This window comes from Streptomyces sp. F63, from assembly GCF_018070345.1.
Taxonomy (GTDB): domain Bacteria; phylum Actinomycetota; class Actinomycetes; order Streptomycetales; family Streptomycetaceae; genus Streptomyces.
Window position 1 is genome coordinate 1 of record NZ_JAGPXX010000021.1, and the last position, 15,473, is coordinate 15,473.

At 75.9% G+C, this 15,473-nt stretch carries 13 protein-coding genes; 5 read left to right on the top strand and 8 right to left on the bottom strand.

Annotation, left to right across the window (positions count from 1 at the left end):
- Positions 1-10: 10 nt before the first annotated feature.
- Positions 11-652, bottom strand: a complete 642-nt coding sequence (locus KBZ10_RS20070; protein WP_210989057.1) for a DUF3000 domain-containing protein — start codon at positions 650-652, stop codon at positions 11-13.
- 202 nt (positions 653-854) lie between these two features.
- On the opposite strand from KBZ10_RS20070, the gene hemE reads away from it, so the two are divergent.
- Positions 855-1,907, top strand: a complete 1,053-nt coding sequence (gene hemE, locus KBZ10_RS20075) for a uroporphyrinogen decarboxylase (RefSeq protein ID WP_210989058.1) — start codon at positions 855-857, stop codon at positions 1,905-1,907.
- Positions 1,908-1,970: 63 nt separating this feature from the next.
- Here the strand turns inward: hemE and KBZ10_RS20080 are convergent, their stop codons facing one another.
- The 3 genes from KBZ10_RS20080 to KBZ10_RS20090 all read right to left on the bottom strand — a co-directional run bounded on the left by KBZ10_RS20080 (position 1,971) and on the right by KBZ10_RS20090 (position 5,853).
- Entirely contained in the window at positions 1,971-3,167 is a 1,197-nt protein-coding gene (locus KBZ10_RS20080) for a hypothetical protein (RefSeq protein ID WP_210989059.1), read from the bottom strand.
- A 114-nt stretch (positions 3,168-3,281) separates the two neighbouring features.
- On the bottom strand, positions 3,282-4,694 hold the full coding sequence (locus KBZ10_RS20085; RefSeq protein WP_210989060.1) for an FAD-dependent oxidoreductase: 1,413 nt from the start codon (positions 4,692-4,694) through the stop codon (positions 3,282-3,284).
- A gap of 103 nt (positions 4,695-4,797) precedes the next feature.
- Positions 4,798-5,853, bottom strand: a complete 1,056-nt coding sequence (locus tag KBZ10_RS20090) for a DUF4349 domain-containing protein (protein ID WP_210989061.1) — start codon at positions 5,851-5,853, stop codon at positions 4,798-4,800.
- Positions 5,854-6,101: 248 nt separating this feature from the next.
- Here KBZ10_RS20090 and hemG point away from each other — a divergent pair, with 248 nt between their 5' ends.
- Positions 6,102-7,583 (top strand): protoporphyrinogen oxidase, encoded by a 1,482-nt coding sequence (gene hemG / locus KBZ10_RS20095; RefSeq protein ID WP_210989062.1) that lies wholly within the window; start codon positions 6,102-6,104, stop codon positions 7,581-7,583.
- 5 nt (positions 7,584-7,588) lie between these two features.
- On the top strand, positions 7,589-8,302 hold the full coding sequence (gene hemQ, locus KBZ10_RS20100) for a hydrogen peroxide-dependent heme synthase (RefSeq protein ID WP_210989063.1): 714 nt from the start codon (positions 7,589-7,591) through the stop codon (positions 8,300-8,302).
- Between the two features lie 28 nt (positions 8,303-8,330).
- On the opposite strand, the gene KBZ10_RS20105 is transcribed toward hemQ, so the two are convergent.
- The 3 genes from KBZ10_RS20105 to KBZ10_RS20115 all read right to left on the bottom strand — a co-directional run bounded on the left by KBZ10_RS20105 (position 8,331) and on the right by KBZ10_RS20115 (position 12,268).
- Complete coding sequence (locus KBZ10_RS20105) at positions 8,331-9,935, bottom strand: DUF692 domain-containing protein (RefSeq protein ID WP_210989064.1); 1,605 nt, start codon at positions 9,933-9,935, stop codon at positions 8,331-8,333.
- Positions 9,936-10,440: 505 nt separating this feature from the next.
- A complete protein-coding gene (locus KBZ10_RS20110; RefSeq protein WP_210989065.1) occupies positions 10,441-11,268 on the bottom strand; it encodes a DUF4142 domain-containing protein in 828 nt (275 codons plus the stop codon).
- Between the two features lie 226 nt (positions 11,269-11,494).
- A complete protein-coding gene (locus KBZ10_RS20115) occupies positions 11,495-12,268 on the bottom strand; it encodes a peptidyl-tRNA hydrolase (protein ID WP_210989066.1) in 774 nt (257 codons plus the stop codon).
- A gap of 80 nt (positions 12,269-12,348) precedes the next feature.
- Here KBZ10_RS20115 and KBZ10_RS20120 point away from each other — a divergent pair, with 80 nt between their 5' ends.
- Entirely contained in the window at positions 12,349-13,023 is a 675-nt protein-coding gene (locus tag KBZ10_RS20120; protein ID WP_210989067.1) for an AIM24 family protein, read from the top strand.
- Between the two features lie 238 nt (positions 13,024-13,261).
- Here the strand turns inward: KBZ10_RS20120 and zapE are convergent, their stop codons facing one another.
- Positions 13,262-14,323, bottom strand: a complete 1,062-nt coding sequence (zapE, locus tag KBZ10_RS20125) for a cell division protein ZapE (protein WP_210989126.1) — start codon at positions 14,321-14,323, stop codon at positions 13,262-13,264.
- 224 nt (positions 14,324-14,547) lie between these two features.
- On the opposite strand from zapE, the gene KBZ10_RS20130 reads away from it, so the two are divergent.
- Positions 14,548-15,417, top strand: coding sequence for a pyrimidine reductase family protein (locus KBZ10_RS20130; protein ID WP_210989068.1), 870 nt, complete (start codon positions 14,548-14,550; stop codon positions 15,415-15,417).
- Positions 15,418-15,473: the final 56 nt, after the last annotated feature.

The window sequence follows — 15,473 nt, forward strand, 5'->3', positions numbered from 1 at the left end:
CGGGGAAGGGTCAGCGGGCGCGGGGGCCGCGGCGCTGGGGCAGCGTCACCACGGCCGCGTCCGCCCCGCCCGTCGGCGGCAGGCCGCCGATCTGGCAGAGCAGCTCGCACCAGGCGGTGAGGTGTCCGGCCGTGTCCGGTACGCCGTCGCGGCCCTCGTGCGGAGTCCAGGAGGCGCGGATCTCGATCTGGGTGGCCGGGGGGCGGTCGCCGAGGCCGCCGAAGTAGTGCGAGCCCGCCAGCGTCACCGTCCCGCTCAGCTCCTCGTGCGCAACCCCCCGGGCCTCGAACGCGCCGGTCAGCCAGGACCAGCACACCTCGGGGAGCAGCGGGTCCGCCGCCATCTCGGGCTCCAGCTCCGCCCGCACCAGGGTCACCAGGCGGAAGGTGCCCTGCCAGGCGTCGTGCCCGGCCGCGTCGTGCAGCAGAACGAGGCGGCCGTCGGCGAGGTCCTCGTCGTCCTGGACGACCGCCGCCTCCAGGGCGAACGCGTGCGGGGCGAGCCGGGCCGGGGCGCGGGTCGCGGCGATCTCCAGCTCGGGGCGCAGACGCGCGCCGCGCAGTCCGTCGACCGCTTTCCGGAACGCGGCCGGGGCCTCGTCCCCGCCCCCGTCGTCCGGACCGTCCGCAAGATGTCCCTGAGCCGCAGCCATGCCGGGAAGACTAGGCGGAACGGGCCCCGCAGCCACGGAGGACACCCGGGCGGGGGCAAAGGCGGGCGGGCGGATCCGGGCGCGCGCCCGCGTGCGAAGATTCGGGGGTGAGTGCCAACGACGTTCCCCAAGCTCTTCGCTCCGTCCGGGCGGAGGAGATCACCTCCCGGACGCTCCGTGCCGCCGCGGCCGGGGAGGCCCGATGACGAGCCCGCAGCACAGCGGCAAGACCGCCGACTCGGCCTTTCTGCGGGCCTGCCGGCGCGAGCCGGTCCCGCACACCCCGGTCTGGTTCATGCGCCAGGCCGGCCGGTCGCTGCCGGAGTACCTCAAGGTCCGCGAGGGCATCGCGATGCTCGACTCCTGTATGCGGCCGGACCTGGTCACCGAGATCACCCTCCAGCCGGTCCGCCGGCACAAGGTCGACGCGGCCATCTACTTCAGCGACATCGTCGTGCCGCTCAAGGCCATCGGCATCGACCTCGACATCAAGCCCGGGGTCGGCCCCGTCGTCGAGCGGCCGGTCCGGACCCGCGCCGACCTCGCCCGGCTGCGCCCGCTGGAGCCGGACGACGTCGCCTATGTCACCGAGGCCATCGGCATGCTCACCGGCGAACTCGGCGGCACTCCCCTGATCGGCTTCGCCGGGGCCCCCTTCACGCTGGCGAGCTACCTGGTGGAAGGCGGCCCGTCCCGCAACCACGAGCACACCAAGGCGCTCATGTACGGCGACCCGGAGCTCTGGGCCGACCTCCTGGACCGGCTCGCGGACATCACCGCCGCCTTCCTCGACGTGCAGATCGAGGCGGGCGCCTCGGCCGTGCAGCTCTTCGACTCCTGGGCGGGCGCCCTCGCTCCCGCCGACTACCGGCGCTCGGTGCTGCCCGCCTCGGCCAAGGTGTTCGACGCCGTCGCCCGGCACGGTGTGCCGCGGATCCACTTCGGGGTGGGGACGGGCGAACTGCTCGGGCTGATGGGCGAGGCCGGCGCCGACGTGGTGGGCGTGGACTGGCGGGTGCCGATGGACGAGGCCGCGCGCCGGGTCGGCGCCGGCAAGGCCCTGCAGGGCAACCTCGACCCGGCGGTGCTGTTCGCCCCGCGGGGGGTGGTGGAGGCCAAGGCCGGCGAGGTGCTGGACGCGGCGCGGAACCTGCCCGGCCATGTCTTCAACCTCGGCCACGGGGTGCTGCCCTCGACCGATCCGGACGCGCTGACCCGGCTCGTGGAGTACGTCCACGCCCGGAGCGCCCGCTGAACGTCCCGGTCGCGGGGGAACGGCGCGCGGGGTACGGCGCGCGCGGCCCGGGCGTGCCCCCGCTCAGGGCGGGCCCGGGCCCAGGAGGCTGGCCGCTCCGTACACGCCCGAGGCAACGGCCGCGACGGCGCAGACCAGCGCGGCCCGCGCCGGCCGCTGCCGGGCCACGACCACGGCCACCGGCAGCAGCAGCGGGAACGCGGGCATGATCAGCCGGGGCCGGGAGCCGAAATAGCCGGAGCCGGCCAGCGAGACCGCGACGACGGCGAACGAGTACACCAGCAGCGGCAGCGGCTGGCGCTGCCGGACGCACAGCCGCAGCAGCCAGACCACCAGCGCGAGCGCCGCGCACAGCGCCAGCCCCGCGAGGACGCTCGACCGCAGGGTGTCCAGGACGAACCCCGCGAGGGCACGGCCGCCGTCGAAGCCGTTGCCCCACGCCGCCTGCACCGCGAAGTAGCCGAACGGGTCGTGCTCGCGGACCGCCACGAACAACAGGTAGGAGAGCCAGCCCAGCGGGGCCAGAAGCATGCCGAGGAGCACCGGCCGGTGCGCGCGGAACAGCGCGGCCGGCGGGGCGCCGTCCCGCCACGCGCGGAGGAGGACCACGCCCGCCGGGACGACCACGGCCGCGACGAGCGCCGCCGCCGTCGGACGGGTCAGCCCCGCCAGCACGGCGAGGGCCCCCGCCGCAGGCCAGCGGCCCGTCAGCACCGCGTACAGGGACCAGGCGGCGAAGGCCGTGAACAGCGTCTCGGTGTAGGCCATCGACTGCACGAAGCCGGTCGGGTACGCACCCCACAGCGCCGCGAGCACCACACCGGTCGCCGGGCCGCGGAGCCCGGCACCGATCGCGTAGATGCCCCAGGCGGCGGCGAGTGAGGCCAGCCAGCCGGTCAGCAGGCCGGCGACCGGCGCGTCGAACGGGGTCAGGGCCCCCAGGACCCGCTCCAGCGCGGGCAGCAGGGGAAAGAAGGCGAGACTGGAGTGGACGCCGTCCGGCGTCGCGATCTCGAAGCCGTAGCCGTGCTCGGCGACACGGGTGTACCAGACGGCGTCCCAGCGTCTGCTGAGCAGGCCGAGGACGTCCCGGCCGGTGGCCGCCGCCGGCACGGCGAGCACCAGCAGGCCCGTGAGCCGCACCGCCGCGTAGGCCAGGAGCGCGGGCCCGGCCTCCCGCAGTGCGGCCTCGGCGCGCTCGGCGAGAGGAACCGCCGGGCGGGCGGCGGGTGCCGGTGGTGCGTGGGTGCGTTCGGGCATGGGGGCGATTATCACCGAGCGGCGGTCCCGGCACGCGGGCGGTCCTCACCGCGGGCCCCGGTGGCGGGCGGGGTCACCGCCCGGACCCGGGCGCGCGCCGGGTCCCGCGGGCGGTCAGCCCTCCCCTGCGCCGGCGCCCCGTACGCCGGCGGCCACCGCCGCCGTCGCCTTGCGGGCGGCGACCAGCACCGGGTCCCAGACCGGGGAGAACGGGGGCGCGTAGCCCAGGTCGAGGGCGGTCATCTGCTCCACCGTCATGCCCGCGGTCAGCGCGACCGCCGCCACGTCGACCCGCTTGCCGGCCCCCTCGCGCCCGACGATCTGCACGCCGAGCAGCCGTCCCGTGCGCCGCTCGGCCAGCATCTTCACCGTCATGGGGCGGGCGCCGGGGTAGTAGCCCGACCGGCTCGGCGACTCGACGGTCACCGTGACGAAGTCCAGCCCGACCTGCCGGGCCTGCGCCTCCAGCAGCCCGGTCCGGGCGATCTCCAGATCGCAGACCTTGCTCACCGCCGTGCCGACCACACCCGGGAACGTCGCGTAGCCGCCGCCGATGTTGGTGCCGATGATCTGCCCGTGCTTGTTGGCATGGGTGCCGAGGGCGATGTGCCGGGTCCGGCCGGACACCAGATCGAGGACTTCCACGCAGTCGCCGCCCGCCCAGATGTTCTCCTCGCCGCGCACCCGCATCGCGAGGTCCGTCAGCAGCCCGCCGGACGCGCCGAGCGGAAGCCCCGCCGCCCGGGCCGGCCCCGTCTCGGGCCGCACACCGAGGCCCAGGACGACGAGATCGGCCGGATACTCCCCTTCGCGGGTGCGGACCCCGGTGGCGCGGCCGTCCTCCCCGGTGAGCACGTCCGTCACCTCGGCGCCGGTCACGGTGTCGATGCCCAGCTCGCACATCGCCTCGTGCACGATCCGCCCCATGTCCGGGTCGAGCGTCGACATGGGCTGGGCGGCCTGCTCCAGCACGGTGACCCGGCAGCCACGGCTCACCAGGGCCTCGGCCATCTCCACGCCGATGTAGCCGGCGCCGACGACCACGGCGCGCAGCCCCTCGGGATCCTTGCCGAGTGCCTCGTTCAGCGCCCGGCCGTCGTCGAGGTTCTGCACGCCGTGCACACCGGGCGCGCCGATGCCGGGGATGTCCGGCCGCCGGGGGCGGGCGCCGGTGGCGACGACCAGTTCGTCGTACCCCTCCCAGCGCTCGCCATCCGCCCCCGGGTGCTCCAGGTCGCGCACCCGCACCCGCTGCGCCGCGGTGTCGATCGCGGTGACCTCGGTGCGCAGCCGGACGTCGATGCCGCGGGCCCGGTGGCCGTCGGCGGTGCGGGCCACCAGGGCGTCCGGGCCGCCGACCACGCCCCCGACCCAGTACGGGATGCCGCAGGCCGAGTACGAGGTGAAGTGGCCGCGCTCGAAGGCGACGATCTCCAGCTCCTCCGGGCTCTTCAGCCTGCGCGCCTGCGACGCGGCGGACATGCCGGCCGCGTCCCCGCCGATGATGAGCATCCGCCGCGCCGCCATGCGGTGTCCTTTCGCCCGGGCCTTCCGCGATGCGTCTCCCACGGTAGGGCGACTGCCCGGCGGACGCCGGACGAATGCGGGCCGCCCGGGCCTGGCGGCCCCGCTACTCCTCCCGGGCCGGGTCCGACGGTTCCGGCCGGGCAGCCGGGCCGGGCTCCCGCCCGGCGCGGTCCGGGAGCAGCCGCCCGGCCAGCCGGATCAGCAGCAGGACCACGGCCAGGGCCGCGGCGAACGGCAGGACGGCGCCCACCGCCACCGCCAGCCACCGCAGACCCGTGAGCATGGCGTTCCAGCCGCCCGCCAGGGCCTCGGCGAAGGAGAGTTCGTCGTCGCCGGGCTTCTCCGCCCGCTGCGTCTCGGTGAGCCTCAGCGTGACGGTGGCCATCGCCGTCCGCTCCTTCAGCGCCGCCCGGCGGGCCAGCAGGGCCTCCAGCTCGGTCTGGCGCGTGCTCAGTTCGCCCTCCAGCGTGACGATGTCGCTGAGCTTCTCCGCCCGGTCCATCAGCTCGCGCACCCGCGCGACGCTCGCGCGCTGCGACCTGACGCGGCTCTCGACGTCGACGACCTGGTCGGTGACATCCTCGGCCTCGACCTTGCGTTCGATGAGTGTGCCGGTGCCGGCCAGTTCCTCCAGGAGACCCGCGTACTTCTCCTGGGGGACCCGCAGGACCAGACGTGACCGCTCGTGGCCGTCGGAGTCGCGGTCCGTCGTCTCGTCGCCGACGTAGCCGCCCGCGTTCTCCGCCGCCGTACGGGCCGAGTCGAGCGCGGACGGCACGTCCTTCACCCGGACGGTCAGCGTCGCCGTGCGGATCACGTGCGAGGGGGCGGACGCGGCCCGGCGCGTATCGCCCGGGGAGGCCGCGCCGGACGCGTCCTCCGTGCCGTCCGGCCGCCGGGCCGCGGTGCCGGCCTCGCCCGCGGCGGGGCCGTCCGCCGCGGTGCCGCCGGCCTCGTCGCGCTGCGCCGCGGGTGCCTCCTTCGCGGCCGACCTGTCGCCGGCCCCGCCGCCGGCGCTGCCGCAGCCCGCGGCGCCGAGCAGGGCGGTGAGCAGAACGGCCCCCGCGACCGCGGCGCGCGCCGGTCCGTACCGCCGGCTCCGGCCGCGCCGGCGGCCTCGGCCGCCGCTCTCCGGTATGTGCCGTATCGGGCTTGTCATCGCTGGTCCCCCCCGGGAAGGTCCGATGGTGTCGCTCTTCTGACGGGGGAGCAGGGCACCGGGTTGCCGCCGCGCGGTCCCGATGCGGTCACGGAGAGATACCGGGAAGGTACCGGCGGGGCGGCAGCGGGAGGGCCGGAGGCCCGGCCCGGCGGAGCACCCCGGGCGGAGACCACGGCCGGCCGGGTACCCCGGAGGGGCCATTGGACCCTGCGCCCGCCGGGCCGGGCTCTGAGAGAGTGGGCGGCATGAGTGAGACGCGCGCATCCGCAGGCCATGTCGTCGTCGTCGGAGGCGGTGTCTCCGGTCTGGCGGCCGCGCACCGGCTGCTCGCGGGCGGCGCCCGGGTGACGGTGCTCGAAGCCTCACCGCGGATCGGCGGGAAGCTGCTCGCCGGTGAACTCGCGGGCGTACCGGTCGACTTCGGCGCGGAGTCGATGCTCGCCCGGCGTCCGGAAGCGGTGGACCTGGCCCGTTCGGTGGGGCTGTCCGGCCGGCTCCAGCCGCCCGCCACCGCCTCGGCCACGCTCTGGACGCGGGGCGCCCTGCGCCCCATGCCCAAGGGGCACGTGATGGGCGTACCGGGCGACGTGGAGGCGCTGGCGGCCTCGGGGGTGGTCTCGGAGGAGGGGCTGGCCCGGATCGGGCGGGAGCCGCTGCTGCCGCCCGCCGTGCTCGGCGAGGACGAGGACGTGGCCGTCGGGGAGTACCTGGCGGACCGGCTCGGCCGCGAGGTCGTCGACCGGCTCGTCGAGCCGCTGCTCGGCGGGGTCTACGCCGGTGACTCCTACCGGATCTCGCTGCGCGCGGCGGTACCGCAGCTGTACCGGCTGGCGCGCGAGGGCCGGTCGCTGACCGAGGGGGTGCGGGAGCTGCAGCGGCGCGCCGCCGGGCAGCCGGACCCGGGCCCGGTCTTCATGGGCCTCGACGGAGGCGTCGGCACACTGCCCCCGGCCGTGGCCGCGGCCTGCCGGGCGGCGGGCGCGGAGGTCGCGACCGGGGTGTCGGCGACGGAACTGCGGCGCACGGGCGAGGGCTGGCGGCTGGCCGTCGAAGGCCCCGGCGCGGAGCGGGCGGCGGCCACCGCCTCCGGGACCGGGCGGCGGGTGATCGAGGCCGACGCCGTGGTCCTGGCCGTGCCCGCCCCGGTCGCGGCGCGGCTGCTCGCCGCCGAGGCCCCGGCCGCGGCCGCCGAGCTCGCGGCGGTCGAGTACGCGTCGATGGCCCTGGTGAGCATGGTGTTCCGCCGGGCCGAGCTGACGCCGGTCCCCGAGGGCAGCGGCTTCCTGGTGCCGCCGGTGGACGGGCACACCATCAAGGCGGCCACCTTCGCCAGCCGCAAATGGGGCTGGATCGACGCCGCCGCCCCGGACCTCTTCGTGATCCGCACCTCCGTCGGCCGGTTCGGCGAGGAGGCCGAACTGAAGCGCGACGACGCCGGTCTGGTCGACGTGTCGCTCCGGGACCTGGGCGAGGCCGCCGGGCTCCGCGCCCGCCCCGTCGCCACCCGCGTCACCCGCTGGACGGACGGCCTGCCGCAGTACCCGGTGGGCCACCCGGACCGGGTCGCCCGCGTCCGCGAGCGGCTGGCGGGCCTGCCGTCCCTGCGGCTCTGCGGGGCGGCGTACGACGGTGTGGGCATCCCCGCCTGCATCGCGAGCGCGGCCGGCGCGGCCGGCGCCGTACTGGACACCCTGACGCGGCGCGCCGCGGACGGCGGAGGAGAATAAGGCCCATGACTGCTCCTGAGAAGACCCCGAACGCCGGCAAGAAGGCCAAGGACCTCAACGAGGTCATCCGCTACACCCTCTGGTCGGTCTTCCGGCTGCGGGACGTGCTCCCGGAGGACCGCGGTGGCTACGCGGAGGAGGTGGACGAGCTCTTCGCCCAGCTCGCCGCCAAGGACGTCGTCGTGCGCGGCACCTACGACGTGTCCGGCCTGCGCGCGGACGCCGATCTCATGATCTGGTGGCACGCGGAGACGGCCGACGCCCTCCAGGAGGCGTACAACCTCTTCCGCCGGACGAAGCTGGGCCGCGCGCTGGAGCCCGTGTGGTCGAACATGGCGCTGCACCGCCCCGCCGAGTTCAACAAGTCGCACATCCCGGCGTTCCTGGCCGACGAGGAGCCGCGCCAGTACGTCAGCGTCTACCCCTTCGTACGCAGCTACGACTGGTACCTGCTGCCGGACGAGGACCGCCGCCGGATGCTCGCCGACCACGGCAAGATGGCGCGCGGCTTCCCGGACGTCCGGGCCAACACGGTGCCCTCGTTCTCGCTCGGCGACTACGAGTGGATCCTCGCCTTCGAGGCCGACGAGCTCTACCGCATCGTCGACCTCATGCGGCATCTGCGGGGTTCCGAGGCGCGCATGCACGTCCGGGAGGAGATCCCCTTCTACACCGGCCGCCGCAAGCCGGTCTCCGAACTGGTGGCCGGGCTGGCCTGAGCCGGCGGGTCCCGGCGGCCCGGCCCGGTCAGCGGGCCGGGCGGTGGCCCGGCGCCCCGCGGAGGCCGCCGCGGAGCAGGCCGGCGAGCCGGTGGCGGAACGGCGGGGACGGGCGGCGGCGCTCGCGCCACCAGCGGTCCAGCCGCCGCCGTACCGCCGGTTCCAGACGGGGCCCGGACGGGCCCAGGAGATGCTCCGCGAAGCTCAGCGCGTCCCGGCGGTGGCCACCGGTCATCGGCCGGTTCCGCGCGTAGGCCGTGAACTCCGCGCGGAAGCGCGGGCCCAGGAGCTCCGGCAGCTCGGGCGCCACCCCGGCGATCACCCCGGCCCGCTTCCGGACCAGTGCCCGGCTCTGCACGGCCAGCCGTCCCCGGTCGAAGCCGTCGGGCGCGGGCGTTCCGGCGACCAGGGAGGACAGCAGCGCCGTCTGCGCCACCGCCAGCCGCAGCCGTGCGGCGTCCGTCGCCGTCGGGACACTCCGGTCCGGGGCGGGGGCCGCGGGCTCCGGGCGGGTGGCGGCGCCCGGTCCGGTGGCGGCGCGCCGGCCGCCGGCGGCCGGCGGGGCCCCGGCCGCCGGCCGTGCGTCCCCCGTGGCGGCTGCCGCGCCCGCCGCCACCGAGGCGGCGAGGCCCGCCGCCTCCGCTGCCGCGGTGACGGTCTCGGCGGGCACGGCCGGGGCCGGCGGCCGGTCCGTGGTCCCGCCGGGTTCCCCCGGGGCGGCTGCTTTCCCGGCAGAGCCCCCGCCCGCCTCCGCCCGGGAAGCCGTGTGCGGCGCCGCCGGTGCCGTCCCCCGGGAGCTGCGGGTGACCTGTGCGGCCGTCAGCACGGCGCGTATCGCGTCGAGTTCGCGCGCCAGTCCGGCCGGGCCGGGGAAGTCCTCGTCCCGTTCCAGGAGGACGCCGGGCGGGTCGGCCCGCGCGCACAGCTCGGCCAGGACGTCGAGCACCGGGCCGGTGACCGGGTGGGCGTGGCTGTCGTGCCAGACGCCGTCCCGTTCGACGCCCCCCGCCACATGGACGTAGGCCAGGGCCTGCCACGGCAGGGCGTCCAGGACCGCGGACGCTTCCTCACCCCGGTTGACGGCGTTGGTGTGCAGATTGGCGACGTCGATCAGCAGCCCCACGCCGGTGCGCTCCACCAGTTCGGTGAGGAACTGCCCCTCCGTCAGCTCCTCACCGGGCCAGGAGAGCAGGGCGGCGACGTTCTCCAGGGCCAGCGGCACCGGCAGCGCGTCCTGCGCGATCCGCACGTTGGCGCAGAGGACGTCGAGCGCGTCGCGGGTGCGCGGCACCGGCAGCAGATGGCCGGCTTCCAGCCGGGGGGAGGCGGTGAGCGGCCCGCCAGCGCGGACGAAGGCGATGTGCTCCGTGACGAGCGGGGCGCCCAGGGCGGTGGCGCGCTCGGCGAGAGCCGCGAGCCGGCCGGGGTCCGGCGGTTCGGGGCCTCCGAGGCCGAGCGAGACACCGTGCGGGACGATCGTCGTGCCGCGCTCGCGCAGCCGGAGCAGCGACGCGGGGAGGTGTCCGGGGCAGATGTTCTCCGCCACCACCTCGACCCAGTCCAGGCCCGGCAGGCCCTCGATGTGGCGGGCGATCGCGGGCCGCCAGCCGATTCCCGTCCCCAGTCGCGCCATGATCCGGTGTGCCCCCTCGTCCGTGGACCGGCTCCTCCGGGAGACATGGCCCGCGCGGGGGCCGCCGAACCGCGGAGGGCCGGTTCCAGAGGTTGATTTGAGCTAAGGGTTGTCCCGTGCTCCGCGGTGGAGCAGCGCACGGCGTCGGATGCGGTGCATCGCGCGGAGGGGCGTCCGCATACTGGATGTATGCGGACGTTCCGACAACGCGGCGTGGGGGCACCCCCGGCCGCAGGCTGGGGGCGTGCCGTAGCCGGCGTCGTGCGCCCGCCGGGGATTACGGGACAGCCCTTGGTGCTGTGACCGGGAAGGTCCGACGGGAAGCCGGGCGCCCCGGGGCCGGCCGGTGCGGGACGGCCACCGGGGCGCGGAGCCGGGTGGGGGGGGCATGAGCGGGCGGCGGGGGAATGAGGCGGAGGAGTGGCCTGGTGGGTGGTGGGGACCACCCCTCCGCCTCCGGCACCGCGGTCGGCCGCCCTCGCGGACCGCGTGCCCGTCGTGGCCCCTACGGGGCGGAGCCGGCCGGTGCGCCGGCGCCGGGGGCGGGCTGGTCGCTCGTGGGCTGCGGGGCGGGTTGGCCGGTGTCGTCCGACGGCGCGGTGGTCTCCGGCGCGGCGGACGGCAGGGACGTGGCACCCGGGGGCGGGATGACCGGCACCGGAGAGCCGATCACGGAGGAGGTCGACGGGGGCGGCGGCGGGGGAGCCGGCTTCTGCGTGGCGGCCGCGGCCTCCTCGGCGGCGATGGTGTCGAAGTCCACCATTCCGGTGTTCTCCAGCATGGTGATGTGGTCGAGCACGGTGATGTTGGCCGCGTCCGCGAGATCGCGGATCAGCTCGTTGCGGGTGGAGTGCCGCACTTTGCCGATGAGTCCGAAGACCTTGCCGTGGGACACGCGCAGGAGGTTGGCGAACTTCCGCTGGTAGTCCTCGCCCTGGGCCTCGGTCATCTCCCGGAGCCAGCCCTGCTGCTGCTCGGTGGGCTCGTTCGGCAGCTCCACGCCGAGCTTGGCGGCGATGTCGCGGGCCCGCCGGTCCAGGTCCGCGTGGCCGACGGCGAGATGGTCGCCGGCGTCGCGGATGGCCTTGGTGGGCGCCCGCTCCATGGCCTGCCGGCCCGCGGGCAGCTCCCACAGGCCGGCCAGCCTCACCTTCACCAGGAAGTCCCGGTCGACGGCCGACAGCGGCCCCCACTTGGTGGACACGGTCTGTGCCTGGAGGCTCGCGAGGCCGGTGCCGGACCGGTCCTCGTAACTCCAGATCGGGTAGATCAGCGCACCGATGGTCGCGGCGATCGCCACGAGAATGGCGGCGGTTCCGTTGATGCGTCGCAAAGTATCTCCTGCCATGGCGGCGCACTCGCAGGGAGCGAGAAGCGGGGCCGGCCGGTCCCGCCGCCGCGAGGAGCGGCGGGCCGTGCCGGGCCGGCGTGGACTGAGCGGTTGGTCAAGCCGGTTGGGTCTGCCGCCGGCCGGGTGGAGCCCGGACCGGTGGCGTCGGGGATCGATACGTACCGGGCGCGGGAGGTGTTCAACGGGGCGCTCGATCCGCTCCGGATTCTCACGCCCGGGCACGCGCCCCGGCCGCCCGCTCAGCGCCCCCGAGGGCCGGGTGTTCCGCGACGACCGTGCAGGAGCCGGGCGCGATCTCCGTGAAGCCCGCGTCCCGCACCACCGGCAGCCCGCTCCCGGTGAGTTCGGCCCAGCGTGCGGGCTCCGCGGTCCGTACGGCGAGCGGGAAGCCGGCCGTGCGCCACGCCGACCGCTCGGCGGGCGGCAGGCTCAGCCACGCCAGCTGGGCGCCGTGCCCGGCCTGCGCCATCGCCTTGCCCGCCGACATCTCCAGCCCGGGACTGAGCCACAGCACGGGGCGGCCGGGCTCCGGGGCGGGCGGCGGCACGGGGTCGGCCAGCTCCGTGCCGGACACCTGGAGCTTCACCAGCTCCTTCGGCCAGCCGCCGACCGGGACCGGCGGATACACCCGTACCTCGGCCGAGCCGCCGGTGACGGTGATGCCCGGCAGGGCCGCCGCACGCCGCCACTCCGCGCCGCGCGCCCTGCGCACCACTTTGCGGATCCGGGCGTCCTGCCAGTCGCGCACGGCCTGGTACCACGCGCCGTGCGGATCCGCCGCGCGCTCGTCCGACAGCAGGACGAGCACCGCTCGTGCGGCGGTCTCCAGCGCGTCCGTGCGGGACGGCGGGGCGGCCTTCTCGATCCGGACCACGAGGGGCAGGACGAACTGCGGTGCGGTGTCCCGGTCGGCGGTGCCGTGCCGGAACGCGGCGGTGCCGCTGTCGGTGCCGCTGTCGGTGTCGGTGTCGGCGGAGCTCATCCGGCCAGTCTGCCAGCAGGCGTGACCCGTTCCCCGTGGCCTCCTTGGCGGAACGCTGCCTTCCGGGACAGCATTGCCCCATGCGCAGCGATCTCTTCGCCTCCGAGAACATGGTTCAGCCGCCCACCGCGCCGGGCATGGTGCTGCAGAACCCCAAAGCGGTGAAATACGTGGTGAACGGCGAGTGCTACGCCCGCCAGGGCTCCATGATCGCCTTCCGCGGCAACCTCCGCTTCGAGAAGCAGGGGCAGGGCGTGGGGAACTTCCTCAAACGCGCCGTCACGGGGGAGGGGCTGGCCCTGATGGCCGTCCGCGGACAGGGCGAGGCGTGGTTCGCCCATGAGGCGGCCAACTGCTTCATCATCGACTTCGTCCCCGGCGACACCCTCACGGTCAACGGCCGCAACGTCCTCTGCTTCGACGCCGGACTCGGCTACGAGATCAAGGTCGTCAAGGGTGCGGGGATGGCCGGCGGCGGGCTGTTCAACAGTGTCTTCAGCGGGCAGGGCCGGCTCGCCGTGATCTGCGAGGGCGACCCCATCGTCATCCCCGTCTCGCCGCAGGCCCCGGTTTTCGTCGACACCGACGCGGTCGTCGGCTGGAGCGCGCATCTCGCGGCTTCCCTGCACCGCTCGCAGAGCGTCGGCTCGATGATCCGCGGCGGCTCGGGAGAGGCGGTGCAGCTCCGGCTGGAGGGCGACGGGTTCGTCATCGTCCGGCCGAGCGAGGCGAAGCCGGTGCCGGCCTCCGGCTGACCGCCGGCCGGCGGGGGCGGGGCGGGACCGTGCCACGGGCCACGGCCACGGGCGCGTCCGGTGCGATCCCGTCCGGGTTCGCCGCATGGAACGGCCGGGCAGGAGATGGTGGAGAGGCGACGGGGGGAACGGCCGGGGGCGGTGGCCGGGAAGCCTCCGGGGCCGGGGACACGGCGTCGGCCGCGCTTCCGCGCTCCCGCCCTCCCTGGGCGGGCCGCCGTGCCGTGCCGCCGCCCGGCTACGCCTCGACCAGCGGCCCCGCGTCCCGGGCGAGCGCCGTGAGCCGGGATATCGCGCGGAAGTACTTCTTGCGGTAGCCGCCCTTCAGCATGTCCTCGCCGAACAGCTGGTCGAAGGGCACGCCCGAGGCGAGCACCGGTATCTCGCGGTCGTACAGCCGGTCGGCCAGGACGACCAGGCGCAGGGCCGTGGACTGGTCCGGGACCGGCCGCACATCGGTCAGGCAGACGGCCCGGAGCCCGTCGGTCAGCGCTCCGTAGCGGCTGGGGTGGATCCGGGAGAGATGCTCCAGCAGGGCGGGGAACGCGTCGAGCGAGGCGCCCGCGGTACGGTGCGCGGCCCGCTCGACCTCCTCGCCGGCGAAGGGCGGCGGTGCCTCCGGCAGACCGCGGTGCCGGTAGTCCTCGCCGTCGATCCGCAGCGGGCGGAACTGCGCGGAGAGGCCCTGGATCTCCCGGAGGAAGTCCTGGGCGGCGAAGCGGCCCTCGCCGAGCTTGCCCGGCAGGGTGTTCGAGGTGGCGGCGAGCCCGACGCCGGCGTCCACCAGCTTGCCGAGCAGCGTCGACACGAGCACGGTGTCGCCCGGGTCGTCCAGCTCGAACTCGTCGATGCACAGCAGCCGGTGGTCGCCGAGCGTCCGTACGGTCTGCTGGAAGCCGAGCGCGCCGACCAGGTTGGTCAGCTCCACGAAGGTGCCGAACGCCTTCCGCTCCGGCGGGGCCGGTGTGGCATGCCACAGCGAGGCGAGCAGGTGGGTCTTGCCGACGCCGTAGCCACCGTCGAGGTACACCCCGCGCGGGCCCGCCGGCGCGGCCGGCTTCCGGGCGAACCAGCGGCGCTTCCCGCCGCCCGCGGCCCCTTCTCCGCCGAGCCCGGCGGCGAAGCCGCTCAGTACCTCGACGGCCTCCGCCTGGCTGGGCTGCGCCGGGTCCGGGATGTACGTCCCGAAGCGGGCGTCCCGGAAGCGGGGCGGCGGCACCATCTCCGCGACCAGGCGCTCGGCGGGCACCTGCGGATCACGGGCGCAGAGCGACAGCGGAGCCTCCGTGACGTCGGTCATCGGGCTCGGGGCGGCGGAGGAGGAGTGCACAGCACCCCAGCCTAACCGGACATGCGTCCGGCCGCGGACCGTGATCCCGCGCACACCGGCCGCCGTGGCCGCCGTCCGCCGCCGTCCGCCGGGCGGTTCTCGGCGCGGCGGCGTTGCGGGGCTCCCGGCGTCCGGGCCGCCGCGCTTCGCGCGCCCCGGAATACCCTGCGGGGGAGCGTGACAGACTGCTGGCCATGCGCCGTCTGTTCCCTCTGTCCGCCGAGTCCGCGGCCCCGGACCTGTTCGTCGAGCGCGAGTGGGACCTGGGCGAGCTGGCCGACGCCTACGCCTATCCCGAGGACGGGGTGCTGCCCTGGCTGCGGGGCAACATGGTCGCCTCCCTGGACGGTGCCGCGTACCACGAGGGGCGGTCCCAGCCGCTCTCCTCCGCGGCCGACATGCGCGTCTTCGGGGTGCTGCGCGGCCTGGCGGACGTCGTGATCGCCGGAGCGGAGACCGTGCGCAAGGAGGGGTACCGTCCGGCCCGCGCGCGGGAGGCGTTCGCGGCCCGCCGGGCGGCCCTGGGCCAGCCGCCCGCCCCGGTGATCGCGGTGGTGAGCGCGAGTCTCGATCTGGACTACACGCTGCCGCTCTTCACGGAACCGGTCGTCCCCACGCTCGTCCTCACCGGCGCGGCCGCCGTCGCCGAGCGCCCCGAACGGGTCCGCCGCGCCCGTGCCGCGGGTGCGGAGGTGCTCACGGCGGGGCACGGCGAGGGCATCGAGCCGGCGGTGGCCGCGCGGCTGCTCGCGGACCGGGGGCTGACCCGCCAGCTGACGGAGGGCGGCCCGCGGCTGCTCGGCCAGTTCGCCGGGGCCGGCGCGCTGGACGAGCTGTGCTTCACCCTCGCCCCGGTGGTCACGGCGGGAGCGGCGCCGCGCATCATGCAGGGCCCGGCGATCACCGTGCCGGAACGATTCGCTCTCGCCTCGGTCCTGGAGGAGGACGGCTTTCTCTTCACCCGCTACCGCAGGGAGCGGGGTGAGGATCCGGAGAGCCCGGACGGCCCGGACGGCCCGGACGCCGGGAACCGGTCAACTCCCGGAAGATATCGTTCCGCTTGATCCCGTCGGACGACAGGCTTGTCTGGACAGGCTCCGTGCGAGCGAGCGCGGGGCAG